The 11,461-nt window shown below is 66.2% G+C and carries 9 protein-coding genes and 1 tRNA gene; 6 read left to right on the top strand and 4 right to left on the bottom strand.

The annotated features are described in order from the left end of the window. Positions 1-466: 466 nt before the first annotated feature. A complete protein-coding gene (ubiA, locus tag U1739_RS19575) occupies positions 467-1,369 on the bottom strand; it encodes a 4-hydroxybenzoate octaprenyltransferase (protein WP_332710281.1) in 903 nt (300 codons plus the stop codon). A 133-nt stretch (positions 1,370-1,502) separates the two neighbouring features. Between ubiA and U1739_RS19570 the strand changes: the two genes are divergently transcribed. The 4 genes from U1739_RS19570 to U1739_RS19555 all read left to right on the top strand — a co-directional run bounded on the left by U1739_RS19570 (position 1,503) and on the right by U1739_RS19555 (position 4,911). Continuing rightward, the gene (locus U1739_RS19570) at positions 1,503-1,670 is read left to right on the top strand and encodes a hypothetical protein (protein ID WP_332710280.1); all 168 of its coding nucleotides are present in this window, start codon (positions 1,503-1,505) and stop codon (positions 1,668-1,670) included. A gap of 84 nt (positions 1,671-1,754) precedes the next feature. Then, positions 1,755-2,534: an EF-hand domain-containing protein gene (locus tag U1739_RS19565; RefSeq protein ID WP_332710278.1), complete on the top strand. Its 780-nt coding sequence runs from the start codon at positions 1,755-1,757 to the stop codon at positions 2,532-2,534. 68 nt (positions 2,535-2,602) lie between these two features. Beyond that, on the top strand, positions 2,603-3,343 hold the full coding sequence (locus U1739_RS19560) for a 16S rRNA (uracil(1498)-N(3))-methyltransferase (RefSeq protein WP_332710277.1): 741 nt from the start codon (positions 2,603-2,605) through the stop codon (positions 3,341-3,343). A gap of 197 nt (positions 3,344-3,540) precedes the next feature. After that, positions 3,541-4,911 (top strand): glutamate--cysteine ligase, encoded by a 1,371-nt coding sequence (locus tag U1739_RS19555; RefSeq protein ID WP_332710276.1) that lies wholly within the window; start codon positions 3,541-3,543, stop codon positions 4,909-4,911. A 121-nt stretch (positions 4,912-5,032) separates the two neighbouring features. Here U1739_RS19555 and U1739_RS19550 read toward each other — a convergent pair whose 3' ends face one another. After that, complete coding sequence (locus U1739_RS19550) at positions 5,033-6,313, bottom strand: methyltransferase family protein (protein WP_332710274.1); 1,281 nt, start codon at positions 6,311-6,313, stop codon at positions 5,033-5,035. A 52-nt stretch (positions 6,314-6,365) separates the two neighbouring features. Further along, positions 6,366-8,351, bottom strand: coding sequence for a TonB-dependent receptor plug domain-containing protein (locus tag U1739_RS19545; RefSeq protein ID WP_332710273.1), 1,986 nt, complete (start codon positions 8,349-8,351; stop codon positions 6,366-6,368). A gap of 454 nt (positions 8,352-8,805) precedes the next feature. Between U1739_RS19545 and U1739_RS19540 the strand changes: the two genes are divergently transcribed. Both U1739_RS19540 and U1739_RS19535 read left to right on the top strand, forming a co-directional pair. After that, positions 8,806-8,879: transfer RNA gene (locus U1739_RS19540), tRNA-Gly, on the top strand. 116 nt (positions 8,880-8,995) lie between these two features. After that, positions 8,996-10,336 (top strand): dicarboxylate/amino acid:cation symporter, encoded by a 1,341-nt coding sequence (locus U1739_RS19535; protein WP_332710272.1) that lies wholly within the window; start codon positions 8,996-8,998, stop codon positions 10,334-10,336. Positions 10,337-10,361: 25 nt separating this feature from the next. On the opposite strand, the gene U1739_RS19530 is transcribed toward U1739_RS19535, so the two are convergent. Further along, entirely contained in the window at positions 10,362-11,336 is a 975-nt protein-coding gene (locus tag U1739_RS19530) for a bile acid:sodium symporter family protein (RefSeq protein WP_332710271.1), read from the bottom strand. Positions 11,337-11,461 lie beyond the last annotated feature (125 nt).

The following is an 11,461-nucleotide window of genomic DNA, read 5'->3' as shown; positions in this document are numbered from 1 at the left end:
CTCGCCAGTCTTACGGAACGTCTCGACTTCGTGCTCGCCTTAAGCATCCCAGCATCGCGACAAGACCCGACCAGCCAAGCCAGAAGAACGCAACGATCACGAAAAATGGAGTCATTAAGTTAAGCTCTATCAGCTGTATGGGCAGCTCAATCTTCGCCGCCTGAAGGCCGCTAGCAAGTAGCCACGGTAGGGCTGCGGTGACGATTAGCGAAAGCCCGATACGAAAGCTCCTTAACCCAAGGATCCCCAGCATAATGGGGACCAGCAGGAAGGCTAGGAGAACCAGTACAGACGTATCACGTCCTTATGTTTGCGGGCCGGCTTAAAACTCATGCGCTCACTGCCGAACGTCCGCAATGGTCGAAAGCAGATGTTCGCCCGAATGTCTGATTTTAGGCGATAGCGGTCATTCCAAGCTTTGGGTCATACACGTATATGGGCCCCTTCAGCGGCGGGGCTTCTGGACTCAGAGCGTGGACGCCGTACCCACCACGAAGCAGGCGGCGAACATCAGCAGGCCGGCGAAGCGGTTGCTGCGAAAGCGGTGCAGCGCGCTGGCGCCGTCGGCCAGATCGAGCGTGGCGACCTGCCACGTCAGGTGGAGCGCCAGCGGCAGCAACGCGACCAGCGCGAGCATGTCCGGGCGCACCAGCCAGAAGGCCGCGGCCCATAGCAGCAACGCAATCCCGTAGAACGCGCCGACCCCGCCTTTCACATGGCTGCCCATGCGCAAGGCCGAGGAGCGCACGCCGATCAGCGCATCATCCTCGCGATCCTGCAGCGCGTAGATCGTGTCATAGCCGATCACCCAGGCGATCGAGCCGGCATAGAGCAGCAGCCCCGGCGCAGTCAGCGCGCCCGCCACCTCGCTCCAGCCGACCAACGCCGCCCAGCTGAACACCAGCCCGAGCCACGCCTGCGGCCACCAAGTGATGCGCTTCATGAACGGATAGGCCGCGACCAGCGCGATGCTGAGCAAGGCCACCACCGCGGCATAGACGCGCAACTGCAGCAGCACGGCAAGCCCGACCAGGCACAAAGCAAGCAGCCACACCCAGGCGGCTTTCAGCGATACCGCGCCGCTCGCCAGCGGGCGGCTGCGCGTGCGGGCAACCTGCGCGTCGAGATCGCGATCGACGATATCGTTATAGACGCAGCCCGCGCCACGCATCGCGATCGCCCCGGCGAGCAGCCACAGCAGCAGATCCCAGCGCTGGAGCGCGCCTCCGCCCAGCGCGACGGCCCAGGCCCCGGGCCAGAACAGCAGCCACCAGCCGATCGGGCGATCGAACCGCGCAAGCAAGGCGAACGGCCGGATACGCGCCGGCAGCACGCCGACGAGCCCGCGATGTTCGGTATCCGGCGTCATTGGTTTGCCATGGAGAGCAGGCCGGCAGGGGCGATGATATGCATGGCGCCTGTCATGGCAGCGCGACGCGCGCTTTGCCAGCCGGGTCGCGGGCGGCTAACGGTGGCCGGGTGACGCGTCCCCTCCCCCCTTCATGGTAAGCCTGTCGGTGGCGGTCGGGCGCTTTTTCGAGGCGTTGTTCTGGGCGATGCTGCACGCCGCTGGGCAGATCGCGCTCGGCGCGGGCGCCGGACTAATCGTGCTGGTCGCGCTCTGGCGGCTGATGCGCGGGCATTGGCCGTGGAGCAAGCGCGGGCGCTAGATTACCGAGTGTGTCGTCGGCGGCATACATTTGCGACAACTGCCCGGTAAAAAACCGCGCCTTAGTCACCGCCGAGGACACGACATGCGCCCCACCTTGCTCGCCACCTTGCTGATTTTCGGGACGAGCGGCGTCGCGGGCGCGCAGACCGCGCCCAACGGCCCGCCGCCGGGACCGGGCGGGCCGGGCGGACGCGTGTTCATCAGCCCGATGGGCGAGCCGTTCCATGGCGCGGACCGCGGCGCACCGCAGGACCAATGGTTCGCCGGGGCCGATGCCGATCATGACGGGGTGCTGACCAGCGACGAGATGACCGCCGACGCCGCACGCTTCTTCGCCATGCTCGACCGCGGGCATGATGGCGAGATCGATCCCGACGATATCGACCATTACGAGACGGTGATCGCGCCGGAAATCCGCGTCCAGGGCATGGGCGGCGGGGGCGGCGGCGAGCGGCGTGGCAGCCGCGGCGGACCGCCCGGCGGCGGCATGGGCGGCGGCGGCGGTCCGGGCGGGGGCATGGGCGGTGGCGGGATGGGCGGCCGTAGAGGCGGCGGTGGCCCGGGCGGCGATCGCGCCGACAGCCAAAGCAGCGGCCCCAAGCGCGACGTGACCGGCAAACAGGGCGCGGCGCGGTTCGGCTATCTCGATTATCCCGAGCCGGTGACCTCGGCCGACCGCAACCTGAATCGCGGCGTGGACGTGAACGAATTCCGCATCGCCGCGGCGGCGCGCTTCGCGCTGCTCGATATCAATCGGGACGGGCGGCTCGAGACGACCGAATTGCCGCGGCTCGAGGGCAAGATGGGCGGCCCCGGCCGGCGTGGCGGCAAGCCGCCCAAGCGGCCGGACGGTGGCGACTGATGGCACGCACATCAGCGACATTGCCTAGAGGGGTGGTCGGTGCGCCGACCAAACATTAGGGTCGCCGCATGATCGCCACCCCCGCCTGGCCGCCGCAATCCACGCCGCGCCTGTTCGTCGACATCCCCATCACCCCCGGATCGCTGCGCATCGATGGGCCGCAGGCGCATTACCTCGTCGCGGTAATGCGGCTCAAGGTCGGCGATCCCGTCAAGCTGTTCGACGACGTGACCGGCGAGTGGCTCGCCGTGGCCAGTGCGGTCGGCAAGCGCGATGCGACGCTCGACGTGACCGAACGGCTGCGCGCGCGCGAGGCCGTGCCCGATCTGTGGCTGTGCGCCGCGCCGCTCAAAAAGGGGCGGATCGACTGGATGGTCGAGAAAGCCTGCGAGCTGGGGGTGGCGCGCGTCGTGCCGGTGGTCACCCGGCGCGCGGTGGTCGACAAGCCCAAGGAGGAACGGCTGCGCGCGCACATGATCGAGGCGGCGGAGCAATGCGGGCGCACGGCGATCCCCGAACTGGCCGAGACAGTCAAGCTGCCGGCCTTGCTGCGCGACTGGCCAACCGGGCGGACCTTGTACTTCGCCGACGAGGCGGGCGGCGTGCCGGCATTCGAGGCGATGCGCGAGGGTGGCGCGTCGGCGGCGATATTGATCGGGCCCGAAGGCGGGTTCGACGATGAGGAGCGCGCCGCGATCCGCGCCGTGCCGGGGGCGGTGGGGGTGAGCCTCGGGCCGCGGATTTTGCGCGCGGATACCGCCGCGGCGGCGGCGGTGGCGGTGTGGATGGCGGCGCGGGGGGATTGGTGAAGCCGTGCGACCAAACGGCACCACCCCGGCGAACGCCGCGGCCTAGGAGCAGAGCAGAAGGTAACCGCCGTTATGCCCAGTTACAGCGACCATCGCGACTGGACCCCGGCGTTCGCCGGGGTAGTGCAATTGCAGGTGGTTAGGTGAAGCCACCCGCGCCACTAGCGCCATTCCGTACCGCTCGTTAAAGCGCGGCTATGACGAGCCCGACGCCCCCCAAGATTTCGCCGCCGATCGAATCGCGCGACCAACTGATCGCGAGCTTCGCGCGTGGCGAGAAGCCGATCGAGGATTGGCGCATCGGCACCGAGCACGAAAAGTTCGTTTATGCGCTGAGCGACCATCACGCGCCGAGCTATGAAGAACCGGGTGGCATCCGCGACCTGTTGAAGGCGCTGGAAGGCTATGGCTGGAAGCCGGTGATCGAAGGCGGCAATGTCATCGCGCTGAACGGCGCGGACGGCAGCGTGTCGCTCGAACCGGCGGGACAATTTGAACTGTCCGGCGCGCCGCTCGACAATCTGCACGAGACGTGTGCCGAAACCGGCCGCCACCTGGAGCAGGTCAAGGCGATCGGCGACAAGTTCGGCATCGGTTTCCTGGGGCTCGGCATGTGGCCGGACAAGACGCGGGACGAGCTGCCGCGCATGCCCAAGGGCCGATACGGCATCATGCTGCGCCATATGCCGCGGGTCGGCACCATGGGCCTCGACATGATGCTGCGCACCTGCACGATCCAGGTGAACCTCGATTACGAGACCGAGGCCGACATGGCCAAGAAGTTCCGCGTTGGCCTCGCGCTGCAGCCGCTGGCCACGGCGTTGTTCGCCAATTCGCCGTTCACCGAGGGCAAGCCCAACGGCATGCTGTCCTACCGCAGCCATATCTGGTCGGACACCGATCCGGCGCGCACCGGCATGCTGCCGTTCGTGTTCGAAGACGGCTTTGGCTATGAGCGTTACGCCGATTACGCGCTCGATGTGCCGATGTACTTCGTCTACCGCGACGGCAAATATATCGACGCCGCCGGCCTGTCGTTCCGCGATTTCCTCGACGGCAAGCTCTCCGTCTTGCCGGGCGAGAAACCGACGCTCGACGACTGGACCGATCATCTGTCCACCGCCTTCCCCGAAGTGCGGTTGAAGACCTTCCTCGAAATGCGTGGCGCCGATGGCGGGCCGTGGAACAGGATCTGTGCGCTGCCCGCCTTCTGGGTCGGATTACTCTATGACGGCGGCGCGCTGGATGCGGCCTGGGACCTGGTCAAGCATTGGACGATCGAGGAGCGCCAGGCCTTGCGCGATGCGGTGCCGAAGTTGGGGCTGGATGCGCCGATCGGCGGCGCGGGCACGCTGCGCGATATTGCCGGGCGGGTGCTGGATATTTCGAGCGCAGGCCTCAGCGCGCGCAACCGGGTGAATTCGAGCGGGAGCAACGAGACCGGGTTCCTCGATCCGCTGCGCGAGGTGGTGCGCAGCGGCAAGGTGCCGGCCGAGGTCTTGCTGGAGAAATATCACGGCGTGTGGGCTGGTGATGTGTCGAAGGTTTACGAGGAATTGCGCTTCTAAAGCCGCATCGTCACCCCGAACTTCTGCCGGGGTCCACCGTCCCGCAGATCTGCGGGCGGTTGATTTGGAGCGCGGTAGCCCCCGGAACAAGTCCGGGGTGACGACTTTAATTTGTCTGCGCTCAGCGCCTCAGCCAGGCGAAAAAGCGCGGCACCGGCGCGTTGCGTTCCATCCACGCGCTATACGCGACATAGGCCGGATCGAGCCCGAGATGCCGTTCCTCGGTCTTGGCGCGCCAGTAATAGACCCCCGCCACCGCCAGCATCAGGATCGTCGCTCGCGCCGCATCCACCAGCGATCCCGTACTGAGGAACGGCAGCACCGCAATCAGCCAGAACAGATTCTTCGACAAATAGGCCGGGTGGCGCGACCAGGCATAGGGCCCGTTGGTCAGGATGCCGCGGTTGGTCAGATTGGAGAAGCGGAAGCCGAACGCCACCGTCGCCCAGGCATAGACCGCCGTCAGCGCGACCAGCGCGATGCCGAACAGGCTCAGAATCACCGGATGGCCGGCGAACCATACCGACCATTGCGACGTGCCGGGATGATAATCGAGCGCCCCGCCCGGCGCCATCAGCACGAACGGCGGATAGCAGATCAACGCTGCGACCCAGCCCGAGGCGAACGGCGAGGCCGAGCGGATATGCGAATCGAGCGGTTTCAGCGCCAGGATATAGCCGATTGTCGCGAAAGTGACGTCGATCACGAACATGAAAGTGATCAGCCAATTGGCCAGCACCACCGGATCGCGCAGCACCTGCCCGATATCGCTGCGGATGAAGTCTCCAAAGCCCTGCGGCACGATCGCCAGCATGAACGGCACGAAGAATGCCTTCACTCCCCAGCTGCGCAGATGCTCGTGGAGCGCCGGCCGGTCTTCCACCCGCCCCAGCCCCATCAGCCATGCGCCGAACGCCCAGCAGCCGTCGCGCGGATCGACCGCATAACGATCGAGCAAGATCATATAAGGGATCGACATCACGAACAGCGCCGGCGCGGCCGTCTGCAGGCACCACATCGCAAAGACGAAATTGCCCTGCCAGTAGAAGCGTAGCGTGGCATAGATCAACGCGATCGCCGCCCAGGTGGCCCAGAGGCCGGCGAGCTTGGTCAGGCTGGTATCGATCGTCTCGCGCCAAGGCTTGGCCGCGCGCCAGTCCATCCCCGTACTGTCGTGGCGGTGCACCTTATCGACCAACACGGCCCACAGCAGCATCGGCACGCCGCAAGCGGCGAGACTGACCAATGCGGCATAGGGCCCGTCCATGCCGACGGCGCGTGCGATGCCGACCCATAGCAACAGTCCGGCCAGCCCGACCATGCCGGTCGCGGTGCTGACGGCAGACGCCGGGCGTGGGTCGGCGGCGCTGGCCGCGCGCTCCAGGGAAGGGTCGTGATACATTCGCCGCACCGTAGCGTGAGATTGGTAAGCAAGCCGTAAACCACGCCGCCCGTCAGTTAAGGCGAATGCCGATCCACAAGGTGCGCGGCGTGCCGAGATCGATCGAGCCCGCCTGATTGCGCGTCACGACGGTGGCATCGAACAGATTCTCCGCACGGCCGACGATCGACACGTGGCGGCTCACCGGCACGCGCGCGACGGCGTCCAGCGTCAGCGCGTCGGGCAGCACATCGGTCTCGAGATCATCCTCGAACTGCTTGCCGACATAGCGCAGCGTGCCGGACAGCGACCAGTTCTCGGCCGGCGCCCAGCCGAGCGTCGCGCTGGCGGTGTGGCGCGGGCTTTGCGACGGCACGAAGCCATCGAGCGCGCCGGCATCATCGACGTGCGAATCGCTGAACGCATAGGAAGCATTGACGAACACCCGGCCGAGTTCGGCCTGCGCGGTCACTTCGATACCTTTGGCGACCACCGCATCGACATTGCGGCGTTCGCGCAAATTGGTGCCGATCGTCACATTGGCGATGGCGTCTTCGAGCCGGTTGTAAAAGGCGGTGATGCCGATGCTCACGCCGGGGACCGGCTTGAGATCGACCCCGGCCTCTACCCCGCGCAGTTTCTCGTTGCCGAGATCGGCATTGGCATTCGTCGTCACGGGAAAGACCACGAACGGGCGATAGAGTTCGTTGAGCGTGGGAAGGCGGAAGCCGGTATAGGCAGCGGCGCGCACCGCGATCGCATCGCTCGCCTGGAACAGCGCGCCGGCGCGTCCGGTCGCCTCGACGCCGTCGCGATCCGCATAGCGCATGCTCTTGGCGGACAGAACGCCGGCGGCATTGCGCTCGGTGAAGAAGCCATCGCTGATCGTCCAACGGTCGGCACGCACCCCGCCGGTCAGCACCAGCGTGCCGATCGTCCAGTCATCCTCGACGAACAGGCCGGTGGTGGTGGTGCGCCCGCCGGCATTGCGCCGCGCCGACACCGCGCCCGCGCTATAGCCATCCTCGAACAATTCCCCCTCGGCAAGGCGCGTATCGACGCCGATGCGCAGCACATGATCGGGCCCGACCGGTGGGCGGATCTCGATCTTGCCGCCGATCCCGGTCGACGGCGTGTTGCGCTGGTCGAGCGTCAACGCAAAGCTGCTCGAGCTGATCACCTTGTTGCTGAAATTGCGCGCCTGGACATAGGCCAAGGCATCGATCTTCCAAGCACCGCGATGCACCAGCCGGATACTGGCATCCTGGCCTTGCGACGAACTGTCGGCACCGCGAAATCGCAACGTACGATGGTCGTCATAGAGCAGCCCGCGAAACTGCAGCTCGGTCTCGGCATCGATCGGCGCGACCGCGCGCAGCCCGGCCGACCAGTCGCGATAGCCGGCGCGGGCGGTGGCGGGCACGCGCTGATCCTCGGGCGTCGTATAGAAGCCATCGCCACGCTCGAACCGGCCCGAGAGCGTGACATAGCCCCCGCCGAGATCGGGCGAGACCGACCCCGCCACGCTCATCGCATCGTTGCTGCCATAGAAGGCGCTGCCCGACACCGTCGGCAGATCGGCGCGTGTGGCGCTGACCAGTTCGACCGTACCGGCCACCGCCCCCGCGCCGAACGCCCCCGCCCCGCCGCCGCGCGTGATGCGCACGCCGGACAGGCGATCGCCCGACAAGGCCGTGAACGGGATATAGCCGAAGAACGGATCGGCCAGCGGCACGCCATCGAGCAGCACCAGCGCGCGACTCGAGGCATTGCCGCCTAGCGCACGCAAGGTGACGCCCTGGGCCGACGGATTGGCCGAGCGGCTGTCCGAGCGGCGGAATTGCTGGAAGCCGGCAACGTCCTTGAGCACGTTCTCGACTCGGTCGGAGGCTTCGTCGGTCAGCCGATCGCGCGCGATGATGGTTGCGCCATAAGCAGGCGTACCCGGGGGCAGTGGCAGTCCGGTACCGAGCACGACGATATCCGGCCCGGTCTCCTGCGCCAGCGCCGGGACGGGGGCGAGCAAAACGAGCGCCGAGGGAAGAAGCAGACGAGACATGCCGGGTGATACTTTCCGAAACGCAGGAACGCCGCCCTTAGCAGCAATACGCCATCGTCCCGCCCGCCAATCGCAGTTGCAATATTTGCAATTGCAATGGCTCTCAACGCACTTGCAGCGAATCGTGCTGCAGTGCACAAAGCAGGTGCCTTTCAGGCATCCTCTCCTAAAACTTATACGGGGTCGGCCTTTTGGGGCCGACCCCTTTTTTTTGGCCCCGGCTTGCGCTACAGCGCCGTTACTGTCGTCACGCCGAACAATAATATAAAAGTTCGAGGAGTGGAGCCAGCCGGTCAGACCGGCAACGGCGCGATGCAGTGTGGGGGATGGAGCGCGGGTTGCGGACCGCCGCTCTCCCCCGCCTTGTTAGTTTGCAGCAATCTAACGTTACGGTCTAACGTTACGGTTGACCCAGAAGCTAGCACCGTGGCAATTGCCACCGCGCATCCATGATGCGGGTATAGCTCAATGGTAGAGCAGCAGCCTTCCAAGCTGAATACGCGGGTTCGATTCCCGCTACCCGCTCCATTCCCCGGATCGCCGCTGCCGATCTCGCGCGACCCGCATTGTCCACCGCGGCCTGGCGCGGCGCGCTTGACCGCCCGATAGAGGCGGTCCGCCATGGACGAGAGGACGCAAAACTCATGACCCCTATCCCGCATGCTTCCCCCGCGCTGGCGGCGGCCGCCCATCGCCCCTGGTATCGCCACCTCTATGCGCAGGTGCTGATCGCGATCGTCGCCGGCGTGCTGCTCGGCCATTTCTATCCGGCGACGGGCGAAGCGATGCAGCCCTTGGCCGATGCCTTTATCAAGCTGGTGAAGATGATCATCACGCCGGTAATCTTCCTGACCATCGTCACCGGCATCGCCGGGATGCGCGATCTGGCCTCGGTCGGCCGCGTCGCCGGCAAGGCGTTCGCCTATTTCTTCTTCTTTTCGACGCTGGCGCTGATCATCGGGCTGATCGTCGCCAATGTCGTCCAGCCCGGCGCCGGGCTCAACATCGATCCGGCGACGCTCGATGCCAGCAAGGTCGCCGAATATGCCCATAAGGCCCATGAAACGACGCTGACCGGGTTCCTCACGGGGATCATCCCCAGCACCTTCCTGTCGGCGCTGACCGAGGGCAATATTCTGCAGACGCTGTTTATCGCGATATTGTTCGGCATCGGCCTGGCCATGATCGGCGATCGCGGCACGCGGCTGCTGCACGCGCTGGAAGACCTGTCGCTCGCCGTGTTCAAAGTCGTGGCGATCGTCATGAAGGTCGCGCCGATCGGCGCGTTCGGGGCGATGGCCTTCACCATCGGCAAATACGGCGTCGGCACGCTGGCCAATCTCGCGATGCTGGTCGGCACCTTCTATTTCACGTCATTGCTGTTCGTGATCGTCGTGCTGGGCCTGGTCGCGCGCTGGGCCGGCTTCTCGATCTTCACGCTGATCGGCTATCTCAAGGCGGAATTGCTGCTGGTGCTGGGCACGTCGAGCTCGGAAAGCGCATTGCCCAGCCTGATCGAGAAAATGGAACGCGCCGGCTGCCCTAAATCGGTCGTCGGCCTGGTCGTGCCGACCGGCTATTCGTTCAATCTCGACGGCACCAACATCTACATGACCTTGGCAGCCTTGTTCATCGCCCAGGCGTGCAATGTCGATCTCACGCTCGGCCAGCAATTGCTGTTGCTGGGCGTGGCCATGCTGTCGTCCAAGGGCGCGGCCGGGGTGACCGGCGCGGGCTTCATCACGCTGGCGGCGACGCTGTCGATCGTCCCCAGCGTGCCAATCGCCGGCATGGCGCTGATCCTCGGCGTCGATCGCTTCATGAGCGAGTGCCGCAGCCTGACCAACTTTATCGGCAATGCGGTGGCCACGGTGGTCGTGTCGCGCTGGGAAGGGCGGCTGGACATCGAACAGTTCCGCCGCGCCATTTCTGGGCAGAGCCTGCCGATCGACGATCTGGCGGCAGACGCCGTCCCAGCCGAATAAGACGGCGACGCTGCCCCCGGGCGGATCAGTCCGGCGCGTCGGCGGCCTTGCCCAACCGGCGCGCCAGCGCGGCGCAGGCGATCAGCTGGATCTGGTGGAACAGCATGAGCGGCAGGATGATCGCGCCGACCTGTGCCGGCGCAAACAGCACCCCGGCCATCGGCACGCCCGAGGCGAGACTCTTCTTCGAGCCGCAGAACAACAGCACCGCCGCATCCGGCCGCGCCAGGCCGAGCACCTTGCCCAGGCCAGCGGTGAACAGCATGACGACCGCCAGCAGCACGCAGCACAGCACCAGCAGCAAGGCGAGCGCGCGCCCATCGCTATGCTGCCACAGCCCCTCGACCACCGCGGCGCTGAACGCGGTATAGACGACCAGCAGGATCGATCCGCGATCGACCAGGGTCAGCAGTTTCTTGCGCCGGCTGACGAACCCACCGATCCACGGCCGCAGCAAATGCCCGGCCAGGAACGGCGCAAGCAATTGCAGCGCGATCATCTCGATCGAATCGATTGAAATGCCGCCAGGGCCGGCCGACCGGGCCATCAGCAACGCGACCAGGGCCGGGGTGACGAAGATGCCGAGCAGGTTGGAAAAGGACGCGCTGCACACCGCGGCGGCGACATTGCCGCGCGCGATCGAGGTGAAGGCGATCGACGATTGCACCGTCGATGGCAGCAGCGTCAGGAACAGCAGCCCGATCGCCATCGGCCCGTGGACGAACGGCAGCGCGGTCAGGCCCAGCCCGAGCAGCGGCAAGACGATGAACGTCGTGGCCAGCACGGCGAGATGCAGCTGCCAGTGCCGCGCGCCATCGTACAGCGCCTCGCGCGACAGCTTCGCGCCGTGGAGGAAGAACAGCAACACGATCCCCGCCGTGGTCAACGCGCCGAACAGCGGCACCAGCGCGCCCCGAACCGGCAGCACGCTGGCCAACAACACCGTGCCGAGCAGCGCCAGCACGAAGGGTTCGAAGAGCGCGATCAGGCGGCCGAACATGCAGGGATCCTTCAATCAAAAGCGGCCGCCCCATACGGGGGACGGCCGCGCCACCTGCCAGTGCCGCGATCGGCATGTCTTGTGCAACCGCGCCGCTGCTTGTCACCGATGCGGCTGGCGAATTG

Source organism: Parasphingomonas puruogangriensis, assembly GCF_036663635.1.
GTDB lineage: Bacteria > Pseudomonadota > Alphaproteobacteria > Sphingomonadales > Sphingomonadaceae > Sphingomonas.
Note: the sequence above shows the minus strand (reverse complement) of the source record. Positions and strands in the feature narration are given on the sequence as shown.